The sequence below is a fragment of the Rhodococcus sp. NPDC019647 genome (assembly GCF_044389235.1).
In the GTDB taxonomy this organism is placed as follows: Bacteria; Actinomycetota; Actinomycetes; order Mycobacteriales; family Mycobacteriaceae; genus Rhodococcus_F; species Rhodococcus_F oxybenzonivorans.
This window is the reverse complement of the sequence record NZ_JBIRXS010000002.1, coordinates 118,717-138,142: the sequence shown is the minus strand read 5'-3', so window position 1 is coordinate 138,142 and position 19,426 is coordinate 118,717. Positions and strand designations below refer to the sequence as shown.

General features: G+C 66.7%; 18 protein-coding genes. 7 read left to right on the top strand and 11 right to left on the bottom strand.

What is annotated here, in order from left to right; translation table 11 throughout:
- Window positions 1-192, bottom strand: a complete 192-nt coding sequence (locus ACH49N_RS05120; RefSeq protein WP_159919791.1) for a hypothetical protein — start codon at window positions 190-192, stop codon at window positions 1-3.
- A gap of 119 nt (window positions 193-311) precedes the next feature.
- On the opposite strand from ACH49N_RS05120, the gene ACH49N_RS05115 reads away from it, so the two are divergent.
- Both ACH49N_RS05115 and ACH49N_RS05110 read left to right on the top strand, forming a co-directional pair.
- Window positions 312-1,925, top strand: coding sequence for an FAD-dependent monooxygenase (locus ACH49N_RS05115; RefSeq protein ID WP_358270949.1), 1,614 nt, complete (start codon window positions 312-314; stop codon window positions 1,923-1,925).
- 172 nt (window positions 1,926-2,097) lie between these two features.
- Window positions 2,098-4,518 (top strand): ATP-dependent Clp protease ATP-binding subunit, encoded by a 2,421-nt coding sequence (locus ACH49N_RS05110; protein WP_358270948.1) that lies wholly within the window; start codon window positions 2,098-2,100, stop codon window positions 4,516-4,518.
- Between the two features lie 265 nt (window positions 4,519-4,783).
- On the opposite strand, the gene ACH49N_RS05105 is transcribed toward ACH49N_RS05110, so the two are convergent.
- Window positions 4,784-5,251 carry a DIP1984 family protein gene (locus tag ACH49N_RS05105; RefSeq protein WP_250777196.1) on the bottom strand — a complete coding sequence of 156 codons (468 nt, stop codon included), beginning with the start codon at window positions 5,249-5,251 and terminating at the stop codon, window positions 4,784-4,786.
- A 261-nt stretch (window positions 5,252-5,512) separates the two neighbouring features.
- On the opposite strand from ACH49N_RS05105, the gene ACH49N_RS05100 reads away from it, so the two are divergent.
- A complete protein-coding gene (locus tag ACH49N_RS05100; RefSeq protein ID WP_109327326.1) occupies window positions 5,513-6,298 on the top strand; it encodes an IclR family transcriptional regulator in 786 nt (261 codons plus the stop codon).
- Here ACH49N_RS05100 and ACH49N_RS05095 read toward each other — a convergent pair.
- The 5 genes from ACH49N_RS05095 to ACH49N_RS05075 are packed head-to-tail and all read right to left on the bottom strand — an operon-like array spanning window position 6,264 to window position 11,910.
- The gene (locus ACH49N_RS05095; RefSeq protein ID WP_358270946.1) at window positions 6,264-7,256 is read right to left on the bottom strand and encodes a glycerate kinase; all 993 of its coding nucleotides are present in this window, start codon (window positions 7,254-7,256) and stop codon (window positions 6,264-6,266) included. The genes ACH49N_RS05100 and ACH49N_RS05095 overlap by 35 nt on opposite strands.
- Window positions 7,253-8,248: a D-glycerate dehydrogenase gene (locus ACH49N_RS05090; protein WP_358270944.1), complete on the bottom strand. Its 996-nt coding sequence runs from the start codon at window positions 8,246-8,248 to the stop codon at window positions 7,253-7,255. The genes ACH49N_RS05095 and ACH49N_RS05090 overlap by 4 nt, the downstream gene beginning before the upstream one ends.
- On the bottom strand, window positions 8,245-9,183 hold the full coding sequence (locus tag ACH49N_RS05085; RefSeq protein ID WP_358270942.1) for a hydroxymethylglutaryl-CoA lyase: 939 nt from the start codon (window positions 9,181-9,183) through the stop codon (window positions 8,245-8,247). Before ACH49N_RS05085 ends, ACH49N_RS05090 begins: the two co-directional genes overlap by 4 nt.
- Window positions 9,180-10,433, bottom strand: coding sequence for a CaiB/BaiF CoA-transferase family protein (locus ACH49N_RS05080; RefSeq protein ID WP_358271407.1), 1,254 nt, complete (start codon window positions 10,431-10,433; stop codon window positions 9,180-9,182). The genes ACH49N_RS05085 and ACH49N_RS05080 overlap by 4 nt, the downstream gene beginning before the upstream one ends.
- Window positions 10,434-10,458: 25 nt before the next feature.
- Window positions 10,459-11,910 carry an SLC13 family permease gene (locus tag ACH49N_RS05075; protein WP_358270940.1) on the bottom strand — a complete coding sequence of 484 codons (1,452 nt, stop codon included), beginning with the start codon at window positions 11,908-11,910 and terminating at the stop codon, window positions 10,459-10,461.
- Window positions 11,911-12,270: 360 nt separating this feature from the next.
- Here ACH49N_RS05075 and ACH49N_RS05070 point away from each other — a divergent pair, with 360 nt between their 5' ends.
- Window positions 12,271-13,359 carry a 3-deoxy-7-phosphoheptulonate synthase gene (locus ACH49N_RS05070; RefSeq protein ID WP_358270938.1) on the top strand — a complete coding sequence of 363 codons (1,089 nt, stop codon included), beginning with the start codon at window positions 12,271-12,273 and terminating at the stop codon, window positions 13,357-13,359.
- 4 nt (window positions 13,360-13,363) lie between these two features.
- Here ACH49N_RS05070 and ACH49N_RS05065 read toward each other — a convergent pair whose 3' ends face one another.
- The gene (locus ACH49N_RS05065; protein WP_358270936.1) at window positions 13,364-14,011 is read right to left on the bottom strand and encodes an alpha-ketoglutarate-dependent dioxygenase AlkB; all 648 of its coding nucleotides are present in this window, start codon (window positions 14,009-14,011) and stop codon (window positions 13,364-13,366) included.
- 222 nt (window positions 14,012-14,233) lie between these two features.
- On the opposite strand from ACH49N_RS05065, the gene ACH49N_RS05060 reads away from it, so the two are divergent.
- Together ACH49N_RS05060 and ACH49N_RS05055 are read left to right on the top strand one after the other, a co-directional pair.
- Window positions 14,234-14,881: a LysE family translocator gene (locus tag ACH49N_RS05060; protein ID WP_358270934.1), complete on the top strand. Its 648-nt coding sequence runs from the start codon at window positions 14,234-14,236 to the stop codon at window positions 14,879-14,881.
- Window positions 14,882-14,951: 70 nt separating this feature from the next.
- The gene (locus ACH49N_RS05055; protein ID WP_109327342.1) at window positions 14,952-15,377 is read left to right on the top strand and encodes a VOC family protein; all 426 of its coding nucleotides are present in this window, start codon (window positions 14,952-14,954) and stop codon (window positions 15,375-15,377) included.
- A 62-nt stretch (window positions 15,378-15,439) separates the two neighbouring features.
- Here ACH49N_RS05055 and ACH49N_RS05050 read toward each other — a convergent pair whose 3' ends face one another.
- The gene (locus ACH49N_RS05050) at window positions 15,440-16,471 is read right to left on the bottom strand and encodes an AraC family transcriptional regulator (protein ID WP_358270932.1); all 1,032 of its coding nucleotides are present in this window, start codon (window positions 16,469-16,471) and stop codon (window positions 15,440-15,442) included.
- Entirely contained in the window at window positions 16,468-17,655 is a 1,188-nt protein-coding gene (locus tag ACH49N_RS05045; protein ID WP_358271406.1) for a pyridoxal phosphate-dependent aminotransferase, read from the bottom strand. The genes ACH49N_RS05050 and ACH49N_RS05045 overlap by 4 nt, the downstream gene beginning before the upstream one ends.
- Window positions 17,656-17,799: 144 nt before the next feature.
- Between ACH49N_RS05045 and ACH49N_RS05040 the strand changes: the two genes are divergently transcribed.
- Entirely contained in the window at window positions 17,800-18,402 is a 603-nt protein-coding gene (locus tag ACH49N_RS05040) for a carboxymuconolactone decarboxylase family protein (RefSeq protein WP_358270930.1), read from the top strand.
- Here the strand turns inward: ACH49N_RS05040 and ACH49N_RS05035 are convergent.
- Window positions 18,377-19,297, bottom strand: a complete 921-nt coding sequence (locus ACH49N_RS05035; protein ID WP_358270929.1) for a sigma-70 family RNA polymerase sigma factor — start codon at window positions 19,295-19,297, stop codon at window positions 18,377-18,379. The genes ACH49N_RS05040 and ACH49N_RS05035 overlap by 26 nt on opposite strands.
- Between the last annotated feature and the right edge of the window lie 129 nt (window positions 19,298-19,426).

Below are 19,426 nucleotides of genomic sequence, written 5' to 3'. Positions count from 1 at the left end.
TCAGTCGTCAGTGTCGGTGGCGGGCCCCTCCGGGGTCGCGCCACCTTCGCCGCTCCAGTCCGCACCCGAACCCTTGTCGTCCTCCGCGGGATCGGACATCACGTCTTTGTGGGCACCCGATTTGCCACTCTCCGTACTCGTCGTCGCCGGGCCGGGTGTGTTCTCGTGCTGCTCGGTGTCCTTGTGCGTCATGTCCGACGGTTACCCACACGGCTGCACGTTCAAAAATCGGGAGCTCGTCTGCCTCCAATTTCCGCGGCGGCCAGGCATACTGATCGAAACTCGATCCCTCCTGGTGAGGCGGTGTCTTCGTGGTGGATCCCGAGGTATTGGTGGTCGGAGCGGGTCCGGTAGGACTGACTGCGGCGATCGAACTACGTAGGCGCGGCATCTCCTGCCGCATCATCGATCCGCTCCACGAGCCGCCGCAGTACGCCAAGGCGGTGGGGATCCAACCCCGGACCCTCGAAGTGTTCGAAGGTATGGGCGTGCTCGGGCGAGTGCTCGACGCGGCGGTTCCATTTCGTGGGCAGATCCTCTACGTCGACGGAGTCGAGGTCGCGCGAATGGAATTGGCCTTGCCCGCGGATGTGCCGTTCGGGTTCATCGGACTGCCCCAGTACGAGACCGAACGCATACTCACCGAACATCTGGCTTCCCTGGGCACCAGGGTCGAACGCGGAATCGGCCTGGTCTCGTTCGAACAGGACGAGGGCGGAGTGGTCGCCACGGTGAGCGGGGACGGCGGCGGGACCATCCGGTCGCAGTACCTCGCCGGATGCGATGGCGCGCACAGTGTGGTGCGCAAGGGTCTCGGTCTCACGTTCGAGGGCGGCGCCTTCGCTGAGCAGTACATGCTCGGTGACGTCGAAGTGGACTGGTCGTTGCCGCGTGGCTACAATATTCGTTCGGTCCGTCACACGGAGGACGGACCCGACGATGTCCTCGTGTGCATTCCCTTGCCCGGTCGTCGTCGGTACCGGATGTCGATGCTGGTGCCCGCGGAACTGTCGAATACCGGCGCCTCGGCCGGCGACAACATCCGGCACGGATTCGAGTCGGGGCCCACGCCGCAACTCGGGCACATTCAGGCCGTACTCGACAGGCTGGCTCCCGAACCGGCCCGGGCATCGAACCTTCGGTGGTCCTCCGTCTTCCGCATCAGCCACCGCATCGTCGACTCCTACGGACGTGGACGCGTGTTCGTTGCCGGCGACGCCGCCCATATCCACCCGCCCACCGGGGCGCAGGGCATGAACACCGGGATCCAGGACGCCCACAACCTGGCATGGAAGCTTGCGCTCGCCGTGTCCGGAGTCGCGGCACCCGACTTGATGGACAGCTACGACCTCGAGCGGCGGCCGGTCGGCGAGGAGGTCGTGGGTCGCACCATCCGCAGCGCGCGGGAAGGGATCGGCGCGGGTGCTTCGGACCCCGAACTGGTCATGCGCCGCGAAGCGCAGCTGCTCATCGACTACTCCGACAGCCCTATCGTGTCCCGGACCGAGGGCGCGACCACGCTGCGGCCCGGTGAGCGAGCGCCCGACGCGCGCGGGTTGACCCGCGCTGGCGTCGCATTCCCGATCCGGCTGTTCGGGTTACTGGGACGCGACCGGCACACATTGCTGCTGTACGCCGACGACTCGGTCGACGCGCGGGGTCTGGCCGTGCTGGAGGCTGCTGCGGCGTCGGCCGGAACCGCGGCCCAGGGCCTGCTCGACACCTATCTGATCGCGACTCCGGGTGCCGAGGTCGGTGAAACGATTCTTCCGCTCGTGCGGGACGAGGCCGGCGAATTCGCCGCGGCCTATGGCGCCGAGGGTTGCGCGGCGTACGTCGTCCGTCCGGACGGCTATCTGGGCTTCCGGATGGCGCCCGTCTCGATCGAGGGTCTCGCCGAACACCTGAAGTCGACTTTCCGCTGACACCGCCGGGAAGAGCGGGTCGCTGTCCGGTGTTGTAGGAAGTTCCGCGCGCCGGGCAGCCGTCCCTGCATATGACGGCCATCACAATGAAACGCCCCCCGCTTCGGGAATTGATCGGAGCACTGGCACGTTAGTTGAGTGAGTAACGCTCAACTTCTTAGGAGGCTTCGGAATGCCAGCATTCTTCGGGCCGGAGGGCCCTGGTCGCATCGACATCAGCCGTCTCATGAGCCGCTCCACCCAGGAACTCATGGCAGCCGCCGCGCGGTTCGCCGCCGGTCGCGGTGACTCCGACCTCGATGCACTGCACGTTCTGCGCGTCATGGCTGAACAAGACCCGGCCAAGACGTTGATGCAGCGAGCGGGCGCCGACGTGTCAGCCGTGTCGGACGCCGTGGAACTGCGTCTTCCGCAGGGCCGGAACTCGTCCGGATTCGCCGTGCCGTCGCTGAGCGGTGCGCTCAAGACCGCGCTGCTCGAGGCGCATCAGCTCGCCCGCGCTCTCGGGTCGACGTACATCGATCCCGAGCACCTGTTCCTCGCGCTCGCCGCAGATCAGGACCATGCCGCAGGCCGCCTGCTGGCCTCGGAGGGTGTCACCCCGGAACGTCTACAGACCGCCATCCAAGGCGGGTCGGCCGAGCAGGCGCCGGACTCCGACACTCCCACCCTCGACAAGTACGGTTTCGATCTCACCGAACGTGCCCGCAGCGGCGGCGTCGACCCGGTGATCGGCCGGGCCGACGAGATCGAACAGACCATCGAGATCCTGTCGCGGCGGACCAAGAACAACCCCGTCCTCGTCGGTGAGGCCGGCGTCGGCAAGACGGCGATCGTCGAGGGCCTGGCTCAGCGGATCGTCGACGGCGACGTACCCGACCGTCTGACCGGTAAGCGCATCGTGCAACTCGACCTGTCGAGCATGGTGTCGGGAACCCGATACCGCGGCGACTTCGAGGAACGCCTCACCAAGGTGATCGACGAGATCGTCGCCCACAAGGACGAGTTGATCGTCTTCATCGACGAGGTTCACACCATTGCCGGCGCCGGTGGCGGAGCCGAGGGTGCGATGGATGCCGGAAACATCCTCAAGCCGAAGCTCGCCCGTGGTGAACTGCACATCGTCGGTGCCACCACCCTCGACGAGTACCGCAAGCACATCGAGAAGGATCCGGCGCTCGAACGCCGATTCCAGCCGGTCACGGTGGCGGAGCCGAGCATCGAGGACGCAGTGGCCATTCTGTCGGGTCTCCGCGACCGATACGAAGAGCACCACGGCGTGCGCTACACCGACGACGCCATCACCGCCGCCGTCGAGCTCTCTGCCCGGTATATCGGTGACCGCTTCCTGCCCGACAAGGCGATCGACCTGATCGACCAGGCCGGGGCCCGGTTGCGGCTGCGCATGCCGAGCGTCGACGTGGAGGCTCTGCGGAAGCATGTGGAGGAGTTGGAACAGGCCAAGAATCAGGCCGTCGCCGACGAGCAGTACGAGAAGGCGTCGGGACTGCGTGACCAGATCACGAAGCTGCAGGCCCGCATCGGTGGCAAGGCCGACGCGTCGGACATCACACCGGACGTGACCGCCGAGCAGATCGCCGAGGTCGTGTCGCGGTCGACGGGTATTCCCGCGAGCCAGATGACCCAGGAGGAGAAGGAACGCCTCCGCCGGCTCGAAGACGAACTGCACCGGCGGGTCATCGGGCAAGACGATGCCGTGCGGGCCATCGCCCGGGCGGTGCGTCGGAGCCGGACCGGTATGAACGATCCCGACCGCCCCGTCGGCAGCTTCCTGTTCCTCGGCCCGACCGGTGTCGGCAAGACCGAACTGGCGAAAGCATTAGCGGCCACCCTGTTCGGTGACGAGAACAAGATGCTGCGACTCGACATGAGCGAGTTCGGTGAACGGCACACGGTCAGTCGCCTGGTGGGTGCCCCTCCCGGCTACGTCGGCTACGGGGAGGCAGGACAGCTCACCGAGCAGGTTCGGCGCAACCCGTACTCGGTGATCCTCCTCGACGAGATCGAGAAGGCGCACCCCGACGTGTTCAACACGCTGCTGCAGGTGCTCGACGACGGGCGGTTGACCGACGGTCAGGGCCGGACGGTGGATTTCAAGAACACCGTTCTGATCATGACCAGCAACCTGGGGTCCGACATCATCTCCAGCAAGTCGGGCGGACTGGGCTTCACCACCGGTGACGCCGAGGCGTCGGAGAAGCCGCTGCGAGACCGGGTGATGGGCCGGCTGCGCGAGTCGATGCGGCCGGAATTCCTCAACCGGATCGACGAGATCGTGATCTTCCGCAAGCTGGACACCGAACAGCTGCACCGGATCACCGACCTACTGTTGGACGACAGCCGGAAGCGGCTCGAGGCCAAGGGTATCGAGATCTCGTTCAGCGACGCCGCGGTGGACTGGATTGCCGAACACGGACACCAGCCCGAGTTCGGGGCACGCCCGCTGCGCCGGTCGATCCAGCGTGCGGTCGACGACCGGATCGCGGACCTGCTGCTCGACGACATTCTGGTCGAGGGTGGCAGCGTGACGGTCGGTGTCAACGACGACGAGCTGGATCTGGTCGTCGGCTGAGCCGGTGTGAGTGGCACAGTATGCTTCGGCGTACTGTGCCACTCACGTGTGTGCTGGGAGCCCCTTACCCGCCCTCGCCGTCTTGGATCGGCACCTGGTGATGAGCTGTGCGTCGTGCGCAGTCACCTGTGCGATGTGCTGGGCTGCATTGTGATCCGGGTGTATGCCCGGGGTGCGCTGCCTACCACGCAGGAGAAGTGGCCGGATTGCCGCCGACCGCGGTGTGTGCCCGCCTCTGAAACGGTTACCTACTGCCCAGCAATATTCAGTCGAGGAGGTCGACCTCCCAGTTCGCTTGCTGCACTCGAAGATCGACTTCTCGGATCTGCCGCGCCAAATCGTCGGCAGTACGCCGCAGATCCCGGACCGGCAACGCCGCGACGAAGACGAGCTCCGAGCGTAATTGTCGGCCGTACCGGTCCTGCTCACGACCGGAGGCGGCATCCGCGGCGGCGGACACCACCCGGTGCCGGATGCGCAGCATGTCCCGGCGGGCCAGGGCGTCCGTGATGCTCTCATCGCCAAGGGGCGCAGACGTATTGGTTCGATTGATTCTTCGGACGAGGATCTCCAGGCGGTCCAGGACCTCCTCGAGTTCGTCGAGTAGCGCCGCGGCGTCCTCCGCGGGCGACTCGCCCTCTTGGTGTCGCGCATTCGTGAGGATGCGCGATTTCAGGTGCTCCACCCGACGAGTCAGATCGCCGCGTTCCGCCAGTGCCGCTGCTAGTTTCATCTCTACCTCCCCACCCTGTTCGATTGAATGTTCCCCTCGTCTGCGCGAGTGTGCGCCAACGATTTCGAGCGTCGACGGACACGCAGGGTGGAGGGGTCACGACATCGGAGGGGCGCCGATCGAAGCGTGGGGAGCGGATCTCGGTGGGCGCTCATGCGCCTTTCGTCGAGTCGCGATTCAGCATTCTCAACAACTACCACATCTCTGCGCTCGGCGCGAGCATCAATGTCCTCGGTGGGCGATGGCGACTATCGTTGAGGCATGCGAGCGGAAGACGGCGAATTGACCTCCAAGCACCAACCGTTGCTGGTCTTGAGCAAGATCACGGAGATCCTCGATGCGTTCAGCCTGTCGCGTCCGTCGATGACGCTGGGCGAGATCCAGCAGGCGACGGGTCTGCCGACCTCGACAGTCCAGCGGCTCGTCAGCAACCTGGTGGCGCAGGAATTCCTCGACCGGTCCGGCGACCAGATCCGGATCGGCGTGAAGATGGCGTTCTGGGCTGCGACGGCCACCAAGGGACTCGACGTGCTTGCTGTCGTCACGCCGGTGCTGAAGGAGATCCGCGACGCCACCGGCGAGACCGCCAGCTTCTTCCGGGTCGAGCAGGGCTACCGCGTGTGCGTGGCCATCGCGGAGACCGAGCACGCGCTGCGCCGGAACATGTACGTCGGAAAGATCGTCCCCTTGCCCGCGGGTTCGGCGGGCCGGGTGTTGCTCGCCTGGAACCCGGAACTCACCGAACAGGTCCTCGCCGGCCCCATCGAGCCGATGACCGAGGGCACCGTCACCGACACCGCGGTGCTGCGTGAACTGATCCACCAGGCCCGGGCCGACGGGTACGCCATCACCGCCGGGGAGCGGGAAGACAGCGCATCGGGATTGGCTGCGCCCGTGTTCGATTCGTCCGCCGACGTGATCGGTGCCCTCGCGATCAGCGGGCCGACGCTCCGGATGCCGCGCGAACAGTGCGAGAAGTGGGTGGATCTGCTCGTCGGCAGCGCCGAGAAGGTCACCCGCACGCTGGGTGGCCGCTACCCGTCATGAGCTGCGTCGCGATCGCGCGGCCGGCTTCGTGCATGGCCACGGCGTCGGTGGCAACCAGGACGCCGGCGAACCGGGACCGGTAGTCGCCGAGATCGTCGCCCACGGAGCCGACGACGGCGTACACCGGGGTGGTGCCCGCGCGGGCGAGGATCGCTGAGATGATCTTGCCCGCTTTCGTCTGTCCGTCGAGCCTGCCCTCGCCCACCACGATCGCCGACGCGTCCGCGGCGAGGGCGTCGAAGCCGGTCACATCGAGGATGTACTCGGCGCCGGAGCGGAGTTCGGCGTCGTACCGTGCCCACATGCCGCCGGAGAACCCGCCTGCCGCGCCGGTGCCGTCGACTTCGGACGGGTCGCGGGGCAGAGCCCGAGCCTTCGCCTCGAGTCGCCGCGTGAGCAGTTGCACAGCTTCCGCGTCGGCACCCTTCTGCGGTCCGAACACCCTGGCGGCGTCGACGTACCGGGTGGTGACGTCGGTCAGCACGGTGACGGAAGCGCCCCGGAGCCCGCCGCCTGCCTCGATGGCGGCGATGGCGCCGGTGCCCCCGTCCGTCGTGGCGGAACCACCGGCCGCGACGACGATGTGCCGGGCACCGCGCCGGGCTGCGTCGGCGACGAGCATCCCGGTGCCGTAGGTGGTGGCGGTGATCGGGTCGCGGGGACCGTCGTGCGGCGTGGTGATCCCGGAGGCTGCGGCGATCTCGATGACCGCCGTCCCGTTTTCGGACAGTCCGTACGTCGGCCGGCACGGACTGCCCCAGGGGTTGCGGGCGCGGGCGACGACCGGGCGCAGTCCGAGGGGGACCGCGAGAACGTCGAGGGTGCCCTCGCCGCCGTCGGCGACCGGCAGCCGGATCGCGGTACTTCCGGACGACTCGACCCCGCCTGCGACGGCGTCGGCGACCTCGCCTGCGGTGTAGGTGCCCTTGAAACTGTCGGGGGCGATCAGAACCGTCATGGGTTCCACGCTTCCGGGTTGACCGGATGTGGGGGGATCCGGTTCTGCGCCATGGCCACAGCGTTCTCCGCGCACAGCCTCGCCATCTCGGCGCGCACCGACACCGTCGCACTGCCGAGGTGGGGGAGCAGCACCGTGTTCGACTGTTCCGCGAGTCCCGGGGCGAGCGCGGGTTCGTCCTCGTAGACGTCCAGCCCGGCGCCGGCGATCTCCCCGGATTTCAGGGCGGCGACGAGGGCGGCTTCGTCGACGACGAGACCGCGGGCCGTGTTGATCAGGATCGCGGAGGGTTTCATCGCCGTCAGCACGCCCGCATCGACCAGGTGGCGGGTCTGCGCGTTGAGGGGCACGTGCAGCGACAGGTAGTCGCTGGTGGCGACGAGGGTGTCCCAGTCGGTGTGGGTGACGAGTCCGGCGAACTCCCCGAGTTCCTCGTCCGTCACCGGCCGGTCGCCGGGAGGCCGGGGGCAGAACTGCACCTGCATCCCGAAGGCAAGTGCCCGTTTCGCGGTCGCCCGCGCGATCCGCCCGAACCCGGCGAGACCAAGCGTGCGCCCCGAAACGTCCTGGCCGAGCAGCAGGTTCGGCTCCCATCCGGTGAACTTTCCGGCGCGGACGAACGTGTCGGCCTCCACGGCACGGCGGGCGGTGGCCATGATCAGCAGCATCGCGACGTCGGCGGTGGCGTCGGTGAGCACCCCCGGTGTGTTGCCGACGAGGATCGAGTTCGCGGTGGCCGCCCCGATATCGACGTTGTTGAACCCGACCGCGTAGTTGGAGATCCCGCGAATCTTCGCGGCGGCCAGGAGGTCGGCGTCGAAGGAGTCGCGCAGCTGGGACACCACCACGTCGTAGTCGCCCGACACGCACGCGTCCCGTAGTTGCGCGGGTTCGGGCAACGCGTCGGGGACGTGGACGCTGCCCGCGGCGCGCAGCAGCGTGAGACCGGGTTCGGGAATCGGGGTGGTGACGTAGAACCGGGCGCCGCTCATCGGCTGCTGCCGATGACCCACTCGAACGCGTTGGCGTTGGAGCGTGCGCCCTGAGCGGCCTTGGACCGGTTGGCCTCACCGAGTTCCGCGAGCGTCTTCTCGGACAGTTCCACCAGCGACCCGAAAACGTTGGGGTTCAGCCAGTCCGGGCGGGTGGCGAACAGCAGGTCCTCGCTGGCGGTGTTGCCGCTGGCCCCGGGCGCGAAGGGGCAGCCACCGAGACCGCCGAGCGCGCCGTCGACGGTCATCGCGCCGGCCGCGACCGCGGCGAGGCTGTTCGCGACCCCCAGACCCCAGGTGTCGTGGCCGTGGAAGACGATGCCACGCTGCGGGGTGTCCAGCCGGACCCGGGAGACGAGCGAGTACACCTCGGCGGGGACGGCCTGGCCGAGGGTGTCGCAGACGACGACGTCGACGGCGCCATGGGCGCGCGGGTCATTGGCGATGTCGATCACCCGCTGCTCGGGCACCCGGCCCTCGAACGGGCAGGTGAACGACGTCGCAATGCACAGTTGGATGCTGCCGCCGACCTGCTGGGCGAGTTCGATCGCCGCCGGCATCGCGGCGAGGCTGTCCTCGGTCGAACGTCCGATGTTCGCCTGGTTGTGGGAATCGGAGGCGGAGAAGCAGTACTGGAAATGGCGTGCACCGGCCGCGGCGGCCTTCTCCACGTGCCGGGGCGTCGCCACCCACACCCAGCAATGGTCCAGTTCCTCCGGGGTCAGTTCGGAGATCACCTCGACGGTATTCGCCATCGGCGGGACGAGGTCGGGACGGGCCATCGACCCGATCTCGAGCGCGGGCACGCCGAGGTCGAGGAGCCGGCGGGCGATCTCGAGCTTCCGGGCGGTGGGCAGCATCTTGCCCGTCAACTGCAACCCGTCGCGCAGGGTGACGTCGCGGAGCAGGGTGCGTGATTCGAAGGACTGCGTCATGAGAGGCCACCTACTGTGTCGTTGACGAGGGAGTCGATCTGTTCCGGGGTCTTGCCGAGCAATGTTTCCAGGACCTCCCGGGTGTGCTCGCCGAGGTCCGGTCCGACGTTGCGGATGGGCAGCGACGTGCCGCCGATCACCGGGACGATGCCGGGGAAACCGACCTGCTTCGGCTCGGCCTCACCGGTGTCGACAGTGAATTGCTGAATCATGTTGCGGGCGGCGTACTGCTCGTCGCTGCAGATATCGGCGGCGGTGTTGATCGGACCCGACGGCACCCCGGCGGTGTCGAGGATCTTCAGCGCCTCGTCGCGGGAATACTGCGCGGTCCATTCGCCGATCGCTGCGTCGAGTTCGTCGCGTCGCTCCCAGCGGCCCGCGTTGGTCTGCAGACCCGGGTCGGCGCCGAGGTCGGGTCGGCCGATCGTGTCCATGTAGCGCTGGAAGATGGCGTCACCATTGCCCGCGATGATGATGCTGTTGCCGTCGTTGCAGAGGTACGCGTTCGACGGGGCGATGCCTTCCATCCGTCCACCGACACGTTCACGTTTGACGCCGTACGCGAGGTAGTCGGGGATCAGCGACTCCATCATCGACAGGATCGACTCGTTGAGCGCGACGTCGATGATCCGATGCGGCAGGGACGGGCCCTGCGTTCCGGCGACTTTCGCAGCCTCCCGCTGGAACAGGGCCATCACCGCCCCGAACGCCGCGTAGAGGCCGGCGATCGAGTCGCCGATCGACACCCCTACCCGCACCGGTGGCCGGTCCGGGTCGCCGACGAGTTCACGGAATCCGCCCGCGGCCTCCGCGACCGCGGCGAACCCCGGCCGCTGTGACATCGGCCCGGTCTGCCCGAACGCCGAGATGCGGGTGATCACCAGGTCCGGGTTGGCCGCGTTCAACGCCTCCGGTCCGATGCCCCACTTCTCGAGGGTGCCGGGCCGGAAGTTCTCCAGCAGGATGTCGCACTTGGCGGCGAGGTCGAGGACGAGCTGCCTGCCTTCCTCGGTCCGCAGGTCCAGCACGATCGACTTCTTGTTGCGGTTGATCGTGCGGTACAGCATCGAGGTGTCGCCGGAGTAGAGGCGCCAGTTGCGCAGTTCGTCACCGGTTTTCGGACGCTCCACTTTGATGACCTCGGCCCCGAAGTCGGCGAGCATGCGTCCCGCGGTCGGGGCGGCGATGTAGTTACCCAGCTCGAGTACTCGTACGCCGTCGAGGGGGCGGATCGTGTTTTCAGACATGATGTTCCTTCAGGGGTGCGAGGGGCGGTCAGAAGAACAGGCTCATCGGAAGGATGAGCAGGATGGCGACCACCGACGCCACCGATACTCCTACGGAGCACGTCTTCAGCGTGCCACGTGTGGTCTGCCCCATGAGGGATTGCAGAAGCCAGAAGGTGTTGCTGGTGACGTGCACGGCGAACAGTGAACCGGCACCGGCCGCCAACGCGATCAGGACCGGATCGAGGCCGATGATCGGTGCGACGGGGGCGAGGACGCCGGCGGCGGTAATCGCGGAGATCGTCACCGAGCCGACCGCGATGTGCAGGGCAGCGGCCATCACCCACACCATGAGCAGCGGGGCGGCGTGGTTGGCGGCGAAATACTGACCGAGAATGTCCCCGAGTCCGACGGCCGCGATAGTGGCGGCGAGTGAGCCACCGACTCCGGTGAGAATCAGGATCTGGCCGCTTTCGCTGAAACCACTGGCGATTGCCTTCTGCACGCGATGCTGGCCGATGGTGAGTCGTCCGATGAAGCTCGTGCCGATCAGACCGATCAACAAAGCGATGAGCGGTTCGGACACGAAGTCGATAACCGGATTGCTGACTTCGGCGATATCCAGAATGGCGCCGGTCGCGATGAGTAGAAGTGACACGAGCAGCGGAGCGAGCAGGACGATGAGCCGGCCCTCGTGCCGGGTCACGACATCATTGCCCGTGGTCGGGCGCAGGCTGGTGCTGGTGCGCTCGGCCTGGGCGACGCTGCGACCGGGCACGGGCCGCGGGCTCGAGGCACCTACGCCGCCATCGGGAGTCGCGTCCTCTTCCTCGTCGTCCACCACTGTCTGATGGAAGTGCTCCTCGTCCTTCTCCGGGTTCCACCAACCGTGGGTGAACAGGAACGACATGATCGCCACCGAGATCGCCACCGTCGGGATCACCAGGATCAACCCGAAGATCAGCATCTTGCCGAGCGGCACACCGAGAAGTCCGGCGAGCGCCAGCGCGCCCACACCCGGGACCATGAACACGATCCCGCACTCGAGCCCGATCGCCAGCGCAGTGGCCATCCGCGCGGTGCCCATCCGGCCGATCTTCGGGGCGAGGTTACGTGCGAGCGGTGCGGAGATGACCAGCAGTACGTCGAGAAAGATGGACTGCAGCAACGTCGCGATGGTCAGCGACAGCGCGTAGGGCATCCGCTTGGGACCGAAGACCCGCAGCAGCGTTCCCACCAGACGTTGGATCGCACCCATTTCCCGCAGCATGGCGCCCATCAGGACGCCGAAGGAGATAAGCAACCCCACTTCGGCCATGATGTCGCCGAAACCGGTGGCGATCGTCTCCACCGTCTTCGCCGTTCCGAGCCCGGAAGTGAGGCCGAGATAGGCGGATCCCACGACCAGCGACACCACCGGGTTGAACTTGAAACGCACGATCATCAGCACCACGGCCGACACGGCGATCGCAGTGTTGATCAGGATTGCGAGGTCTGACATTGACGCGTCCTAACGAGGAGGCGGATAGTGACTACAGTCACAAGGTCACTCATATTATGAACACAAACTCACGATATAAGCAACGGGCCTCCGGCCCCGGTGCGCCTTTCTGGTCGTTCCGGCAACCAGAAAGGCGCACGAGGCCGGAGGCCCCTAGGGGTGGGTGTGGCGCCGATCGGGGGCGGCCGCTACTGTGGGCGCCATGCAGCGCGTGTATTTCTGGTTTAGCAGGCCGGCCCCGGGTGGGTCGGTCGGCGTAACCACGCGCTGATCACTTCCACCCCAGAGCCGGATTACAGACCGGCTCGCGGGATTCTTCACAGTCTTCGAGGGTCGGCCTGAGAACAGGAACCCCACCCCATGACTGTCACTCTCGACACCGCGTCCCATGCTGATCGCCTCGACGACCAGCGCACAGTGAGCATCAGCCCCCTGGTGGCCCCCTCTGTCGTGCGCCGTGAATTCGCGCCCGACGATGTCGCGGCTGCGACTGTGCGTAGCGGCCGCGCCGACACGGTGAACGTGCTGAACGGCGACGACGACCGCCTGCTCGTCGTGGTCGGCCCGTGCTCGGTGCACGATCCGGCGGCTGCGATGGACTACGCGCGCCGACTCGCTGCGAAGGCGGAGGAACTGCGGGACGATCTGCACATCGTCATGCGTGTGTACTTCGAGAAGCCGCGCACGACCCTGGGATGGAAGGGCCTGCTCAACGACCCGCATCTGGACGGCACCTTCGACATCGACACCGGTCTGCGGATGGGGCGGAAACTGCTGCTCAACGTGTCCTCGCTCGGGCTTCCCGTCGGATGCGAATTCCTCGACCCGATCATGCCCCAGTACATTGCCGACCTGGTCACCTACGGCGCAATCGGTGCGCGCACCGCCGCCAGCCAGGTGCATCGACAGCTCTGCAGCGCGCTGTCGATGCCGGTAGGTATCAAGAACTCCACGGAGGGTGACGTGCAGGTGGCGGTCGACGGGACAAGGGCCGCGGCGGCGAGTCATGTGTTCCCCGGCACGGATCTGGACGGTCAGGCCGCTCTGATCCGAACGATGGGCAACCCCGACTGCCATGTGATCTTGCGTGGCGGAACCGACGGACCCAACTACGACTCGGAGACGGTGTCCGACACACTCGCCCGGCTGCGGAAGTCGGGACTGTCCGAGCGGGTCGTGATCGATGCGAGCCACGGCAACAGCAGCAAGAATCACGAAAAGCAGGTGGAGGTGGTCGGCGACATCGCGGCGCGGCTCGAGGCGGGCGAACGCGGCGTCGTCGGCGTCATGATCGAGAGCTTCATCGAGGCCGGCCGTCAGGACCTCACCCTGGGCCGCGCCGAGGACCTCACCTACGGGCAGTCCATCACCGACGCCTGCATCGACTGGGACACCACCGCGGCGCAGCTCGACCGGTTGGCGCAGGCGGTCGCGGCCCGGCGGGGGTGAGCAATCATCGGACTCCTCGCATGCGGAACTGGACGCTGATGCGTGGACCCACCGGGCGGCTGCTCTTCGGTACGCAATGCTCCCAGGTGCGTTGGCAGGATCCACCCATCACCAGTAGGTCGCCGTGCCCGAGCGAGTACCGGATCGACTGCCCTCCACCGCGCGGCCGCAGCAACAACGGTCGCGCGGTGCCGAGGGAGAGGATGGCCACCAACGTGTCCTCGGTGCGGCTACGGCCGGTGTCGTCGCCGTGCCAGGCCACGCTGTCGGAGCCACCCCTGTAGAAGCAGAGACCCGAGGTCACGAACTTTTCTCCCAGTTCAGGCAGGTAATGCGTGCACAACGCCTCGCGCGCCGCGACCAGGAGTGGATCGGGAAGCGGTTCGTTCTCCCCGTAGAAGCGGACGAGGCGCGGAACGTCGACCACGCGGTCGTACATCTGCCTGCGCTCTGCCCGCCACGGAACGGTGTCGACGAGCTCGGTGAACAGCTCGTCGGAGCCCGTCATCCAGCCGGGGCGCACGTCGACCCAGGCGCCGGCAGTGAGGGTTCGGCGAGTGACCGTCGATCCGAGTTCGCCCAGTTCGACACCGCCCGACGCGTCGTCGAACAGCGAAGCTTGGAGCGCGTACCGCGCGTCCGCGGAAGTCATGCAGTCATACTACCTCGAGGTTCGAACGTATGTTCCCATCACTTTCGGGCGTAGTGATGACCGCGCAGCGCACCCGATTTCTGTAGCTGCACTACCTTTCGGGCCCTAAAAGAAGTGCGGCTGCGAAGAAGGGGTGCGTCTCTGTAGAAAGAGCGCGGCACCGGTCCACCGAGGCCGGACTGGACCGTGACGGCGAGGGGCGCTGGTGGGATCGTCACGACCATGATCGATTCGACGGCAATGCTCGGGGTGGCGGCGATCGCGCTCGGATTGGTACTGACGCCGGGACCCAACATGCTGTACCTGGTCTCGCGCAGCATCACTCAGGGCCGAGGAGCAGGTTTGATATCGCTGGGCGGAGTCGCGATCGGATTTCTGGTGTATCTGGCAGCGACGACGCTGGGGATTTCGGCGGTATTCTCTGCGGTTCCGCAGGCATACACGGCATTGAAACTGGCAGGTGCATGTTACCTCGGCTGGCTGGCGTGGCAGGCGCTCCGGCCGGGCTCGGGTACACCGTTCGCCCCGAGGCAGACACTGCCGCGCGATTCGCCTGCCCGCCTGTTCACGATGGGACTCACCACGAACTTGCTCAATCCCAAAATCGCGGTGATGTACCTGGCGTTGATTCCGCAGTTCGTCGATTCCGACTCCGGACCGGTGTGGTCGCAAAGTCTGATGCTGGGAAGTGTCCAGATTGTCGTCGCGGTGGTCGTCAATGCCGCAATCGTCTGCCTTGCAGGGTCTGTCGCCGGCTTGCTGCAGGGGCGGCCGCGGTGGATCCGCGCTCAGAAACTCATGATGGGCAGTGTGCTGGGCGGGCTCGCGGTACATCTTGCGTTCGATCGCGGTCGCCCCACGGTGGTCTGACGTCCGTCGTACAACTCCCGCGGCGTCGTACTCGCTTCAACCTGTCGGTACCTCGCTATACCGTCGGAACATGGGATACGAATTTCAGGTCACCGTCGATTCGGAGAACCCGCACAGCCTCGCGAAGTGGTGGGCGCAGACGCTCGGTTGGGAGGTGGAGCCGAGCAACGAGGAATTCATCCGCGGACTGGTGCAGGCCGGTCACGCGAAAGAATCCGACACCATGATCTTCGAAGGTGTTCTCGTCTGGCGGGAGGGTGCCGCCATTCGGGATCCGGCGCATTCGGAGCGGCCACGGGTGCTGTTCCAACTCGTTCCCGAGTCGAAGACGGTGAAGAACCGCCTGCATCTCGACCTGCGGGTGGGCGACGGGCGAGAAGACCTCGCCAGGGAACTGGAGGAATCCGGCGCGAAGGTGCTCCACCGGGGACGGCAGGGTCCGAACGAGTGGATCACCATGGCCGATCCGGAGGGCAACGAGTTCTGCCTCGCCTGACCGAGCAGGCCGGGGACGCAGTGGGCCGAAAACGCAGTGGGCCGAAAACGCAGTAGCCGAGGTCAGCGGTACGCGCTGGGAGTAGTGCCGGTCCACCGCTTGAAGGCGCGCCGGAATGCGCTGGGCTCGGAGAATCCCAGGCGTGCGGACAGATCGTCGACCGTCTCACCGCGTCGCAGACCCGCGACTGCGGCGTCGCGCAGAACCTCCTCGCGGAGCTGATTGAGCGAGGTGCCTTCCTGCCGGAGTAGGCGCCGTAGGTGGGGCACGCTGATCGACAGCATCTCCGCGATCTCCTCGGCGGTGGACGTGCGGCCCTTCATGCCCAATTCCAGCACCCTCCGCACCTGGGATGACGCCGTGCTGTCGTAGTCGCGCTCGGACATCAGCAACGTCGGCGATTCGCGGAGGTACTCCTCGAGCGTGTCCTCGGTCTGGATGATCGGCAGCCGCAGCACTGCATTGTCGAATTCGATTGCGGGAATTGCGCAGTCGAACGTGACGGGGACACCGAAGATGTGGTCGTAGTTTTCGGCGAGGCGTGGAAGCGGTGCGGGGTACGGCATGTCGACGGCGAGCAACCGGACGCGCTTACCCACCAACCACGCTGCGAACCGGTGCAGGAGAATGAGGAGGAAGTCGGTGGTGACGCGCGCCGCCTCGAGAGACAACTGTGCATCCTCGGCCGACTGGACCTTCGCGCCGGGACGGATATCGAGCGTCATGCGCGTTCCGCCGTGGTTGCCGGGGACGATGTGGAGAGCGGGAAGTGAGGGCAACGCCCGGAGAATGTCTGCCATCCGCTCGAGCGCGGCAGAGAGGTCGGCGGTGTGGATCAACGCCAGACACACCAGCCGAAAGGTGCCGCGCGGCACCGGAGCCGGTCCGAGACCGAACAGTTCGTCGCCCGTGATCTGCCAGACCGCTTGCGTGAACGCGGTGACCTGGGTCGGTGTGAGCCTGGCCAAGGGGTCCTGCAGCGATGCCGTCGTGATCCCTGCGACGGATAAGGCGGGGGAGAGGTCGACGCCACTGCGAGCCGACAGTTCCAGTGATCGCCGGACGAAGTCGGCGGGGATGGTGCGAGCAGTCACGAGCCAGGCTTTCCGAGAGCCCGCAATCGCCGTGCGGCCTCGGCGAGCACGTGGTCCTGTTTGCAGAAGGCGAAGCGAACCAAGGGCTTCCACTGATCGGGGTGGTCGGTGAACACGCTGACCGGCACACCGGCGACACCGATCCGCGCCGGAAGATCGCGACAGAACTCGATACCGTCGTGCTCGCCGATCCGCGTGATGTCGGCGCAGAGGTAGTACGTGCCCCCGCCGGAACGGACTTCCAGGCCGGCCGCCACGAGAGCGTCGTAAAGAACGTCCCTCTTCGCTTGCAAGCTGTCCCGTAGTTGTGTCACCCACTGCTGTTCGTGCGTCAGCGCGTGAGCCACCGCCGGCTGGAACGGGCCGCCGCCCACGAACGACATGTACTGCTTCGCGGTGCGCACGGCGTCGATCAGTTCGGCGGGTCCGCATGCCCAGCCGATCTTCCAACCGGTGACGTTGAACGTCTTGGCGGCACTCGACACGCTGACCGTGCGTTCGTACATCCCGGGGAGGGTGGCGACGGCGGTATGGGTCCGGCCGTCGAAGACCAGGTGTTCGTAGACCTCGTCACTGAGGACCAGCAGGTCGTGCTCGCAGGCCAGGCGAGCGATGGCCTCGAGTTCTTCGCGGGTGAACACCGTGCCGGTGGGATTGTGCGGTGTGTTGAGCACCAGCATCCGGGTCTTGCTCGTGACTGCATCCCGGAGTCCGTCGAGGTCGACGGCGAAGCTTTCGCCGGCGGGAACGAGGGGCACGGTGCGGCGCACCGCGCCCGCCAGTGCGACGGAGGCCGCATAGGAGTCGTAGTACGGCTCGATCAACACCACCTCCTCGCCGGGCTCCACGAGACCGAGAATTGCCGCGCTGATCGCTTCCGTCGCGCCAACGGTGATCAGCACCTCGGAGTCCGGGTCGTGGTCGAGACCGTAGCGAGCCAGCCGGTCGGCGGCCACCGCACGCCGCAACACGGGCATTCCGGGCCCGGGCGGGTACTGGTTGAGGCCGTCGGCGATGGCCGCACGCGCGGTGTCGAGCATCGATGACGGCCCATCAGTGTCGGGGAAACCCTGACCGAGGTTGATGGCGTCGTGTTCCACCGCGAGTGCGGTCATCTCGGCGAAGATGGTCGACGCGAACGGCTGCAGGCGCGAGACGGTTCGATTACGCGGCGTAGCCGACAGGCGATTGCGCGGCGTTTCGGGCATTACTGCAGCGTAGTCGGTGTGCCACCGAACCTCGCACACGGCCGTGTCACGTTCCGCGGGGCTGTCTCGTCTTCTCTGTAGACGGCGCGCGAAGGGCGCCCGGTGACGATGGAGGACACAATGCCCCGCATTCCCGCAGTGGCCCCGGCGGACGCGAGCCCGCTGGTCAAGGTTGCGTACAAATTCGCTGCCCGCAAGTTCGACGAGGTCCCGGAGCCGTTCGCCGTGCTCGCCCACCACCGCAAACTGTTCGTCGCCTCGGCCCGCCACGAGATGGCAGTGCAGAAGGCGTCGACAGTTCTTCCGGCCAGTGTCCGGGAGCTGGCGGTGTACCGCGTCGCCTGGACGATCGGCTGCTCATGGTGCGTGGACTTCGGGACGATGCTGCAACGCCTGGACGGGCTGGACACGGCGAGGCTCGAAGACATCGGCAACTACGCCGACTCCCCGGCGTACAGCGAGGACGAACGTGCGGCCATCGCCTATGCCGACGCGATGACTGCGACGCCCACGACGGTCACGGACGAACAGGTGGCCGACCTCGAACGCCGTTTCGGCAGGGACGGTGTCGTCGAACTGTCGTATCAGATCGGGATCGAAAACATGCGGGCCCGGATGTATTCGGCACTGGGCATCACCGAACAGGGTTTCAGCACCGATTCGTGTCGGGTGCCGTGGGCCTCGAACGACGCCCAGGTCACGAAGGGTGGTCCGGAAGCCTGATTCCGACGAGCTTCTCCGGATTCGCGATGTCGTAGGCGGCGTAGACGAGTCCGTTCCGGACGGTGAACCCACCCACTCGCGGAGGCGAGCTGCGGTGGGTCCCGCCGCCGGCGATCCCGGCGCTGAAGAAGCCGAGCTGACCGTTGACCAGGACAGGCTGCATGGTGGTGAAGGCGGCGGCGCCGTACTTTCGGATGAGGCCGAGATAGAAGCGAGCGAACTTGTCCGCTCCCCGGATGACGTTGACGGCGGTACTGGTCGTGCCGTTGGCGTCGCCGATGACGAGGGCGTCGGGGTGCAGTGCCGACACCACCGCATCGATGTCGCCGGAGGCGAGGGCTCCGAGAAGTCGCTGCACCGCGCGTGAATGCTCCTCGTCCGGGACCGCGGGAGTGGTTGCCGCCGCGGCCTTACGGGCGCGGGACGCGAGCTGCCGCGCCGCCGGGACCGCGATCCCCAACAGGTCTGCCACCTCGTCGAAGGGCACCCCGAACCCGTCGTGGAGCACGAAGGCGACGCGTTGCTGCGGAGTGAGCGTGTCGAGCACGATCAACGCCGCCAGCCGGTTGTCTTCCTCCTGTACGACCGCTTCGAGCGGATCCGGCTCCGCAGACGGTCCCAGCCCGGTGACGATGGGTTCCGGAAGCCACTGCCCGACATACTGTTCCCGCCGCACTGCGGCCGATCGCAGCCGATCGAGGCAGATTCTGCCGACCACGGTGGTCAGCCAGCTCCGGAGGTCCCGTATGCCGGTGGCATTCTCTTCGTCGAGTCGCAGCCACGACTCCTGGACGGCATCCTCGGCGTCGCTGACACTGCCGGTCAGCCGATAGGCCACCGACAACAGATGCCGCCGGTGGCCCTCGAATTCGTCTACCAGCGTCGCTGACGGCATGCCGACATCGTACGTCCGATCCAGACATAAAATCCGTGGTGCGCGTAACCGTTGACCCTGGTGGGGGCACCGGACGTACTGTGGGACAACCACACGACGTCAGGGAGTTCTGCCATGTTCCAGTGTTGT

Bases quoted from the DNA above. Each gene is read 5' to 3' on its own strand.
- ACH49N_RS05040 (WP_358270930.1), top strand. From the start codon at position 17,800: ATGCCCCGCATTCCCGCAGTGGCCCCGGCGGACGCGAGCCCGCTGGTC.
- ACH49N_RS05035 (WP_358270929.1), bottom strand. From the start codon at position 19,297: ATGCCGTCAGCGACGCTGGTAGACGAATTCGAGGGCCACCGGCGGCAT.
- ACH49N_RS05120 (WP_159919791.1), bottom strand. From the start codon at position 192: ATGACGCACAAGGACACCGAGCAGCACGAGAACACACCCGGCCCGGCG.
- ACH49N_RS05065 (WP_358270936.1), bottom strand. From the start codon at position 14,011: ATGACTTCCGCGGACGCGCGGTACGCGCTCCAAGCTTCGCTGTTCGAC.
- ACH49N_RS05075 (WP_358270940.1), bottom strand. From the start codon at position 11,910: ATGTCAGACCTCGCAATCCTGATCAACACTGCGATCGCCGTGTCGGCC.
- ACH49N_RS05060 (WP_358270934.1), top strand. From the start codon at position 14,234: ATGATCGATTCGACGGCAATGCTCGGGGTGGCGGCGATCGCGCTCGGA.
- ACH49N_RS05055 (WP_109327342.1), top strand. From the start codon at position 14,952: ATGGGATACGAATTTCAGGTCACCGTCGATTCGGAGAACCCGCACAGC.
- ACH49N_RS05070 (WP_358270938.1), top strand. From the start codon at position 12,271: ATGACTGTCACTCTCGACACCGCGTCCCATGCTGATCGCCTCGACGAC.
- ACH49N_RS05085 (WP_358270942.1), bottom strand. From the start codon at position 9,183: ATGACGCAGTCCTTCGAATCACGCACCCTGCTCCGCGACGTCACCCTG.
- ACH49N_RS05095 (WP_358270946.1), bottom strand. From the start codon at position 7,256: ATGACGGTTCTGATCGCCCCCGACAGTTTCAAGGGCACCTACACCGCA.
- ACH49N_RS05100 (WP_109327326.1), top strand. From the start codon at position 5,513: ATGCGAGCGGAAGACGGCGAATTGACCTCCAAGCACCAACCGTTGCTG.
- ACH49N_RS05110 (WP_358270948.1), top strand. From the start codon at position 2,098: ATGCCAGCATTCTTCGGGCCGGAGGGCCCTGGTCGCATCGACATCAGC.
- ACH49N_RS05090 (WP_358270944.1), bottom strand. From the start codon at position 8,248: ATGAGCGGCGCCCGGTTCTACGTCACCACCCCGATTCCCGAACCCGGT.
- ACH49N_RS05105 (WP_250777196.1), bottom strand. From the start codon at position 5,251: ATGAAACTAGCAGCGGCACTGGCGGAACGCGGCGATCTGACTCGTCGG.